General features: G+C 60.9%; 1 protein-coding gene. It reads right to left on the bottom strand.

Going from position 1 to position 668, the window contains the following annotated elements:
* The coding region (locus D6877_RS27960; RefSeq protein WP_130912777.1) for a sigma 54-interacting transcriptional regulator at positions 1-668 on the bottom strand (668 nt) is incomplete at both ends.

Genomic DNA, 668 nt, shown 5'->3' with positions numbered 1-668 from the left:
ACCTGCATCACGCTGCTGACCTGACGCAAATTCCCCGGCCACGGGTGCTTTTCAAACAGCTCCAATACCTCTGGGCTCAGCCCCGCCCATTGCGTCGGCTCGCGATGTTGCTCCCACAGCCGTTTGAACAGCGCCTGCTTGTCACTGCGTTCGCGTAACGGCGGCAGCTCCAGGGTCAGGCCGCCGATGCGGTAGTACAAATCCTCACGAAACCGCCCCAACTGCACCTGCTCGCGCAATGATCGGTTGGTCGCGGAAATGATCCGCAAGTCCACCGGAAACAACTCGCTGCTGCCCACCGGCTGCACGCAGCGCTCTTGCAACACGCGCAACAAACGCGCCTGAGTTGGCAGCGGCATGTCACCGATCTCGTCGAGAAACAGCGTGCCTTTGTCGGCCTTGCGGATCAGGCCGATGCTGCCTTTCTGGTTGGCCCCGGTGAACGCGCCTTTCTCGTAACCGAACAACTCGGACTCGACCAGTTCAGCGGGGATCGCTGCGCAGTTCACCGCGATGAATGCCTGTTTGCTCCGCGAGCTGGCCTGGTGCAAGGCTTTGACGAAGACTTCCTTGCCGACGCCGGTCTCACCGTGAATCAGTAATGGAATGTCTTTCTCCAGCAAGCGCTCGGCCTGGCGCACGGCTTTTTCCACGCGACTGTCGCCGAA

The sequence above is a fragment of the Pseudomonas sp. Sample_9 genome, assembly GCF_004307535.1.
Classification (GTDB): Bacteria; Pseudomonadota; Gammaproteobacteria; order Pseudomonadales; family Pseudomonadaceae; genus Aquipseudomonas; species Aquipseudomonas mercuritolerans.
Note: the sequence above shows the minus strand (reverse complement) of the source record. Positions and strands in the feature narration are given on the sequence as shown.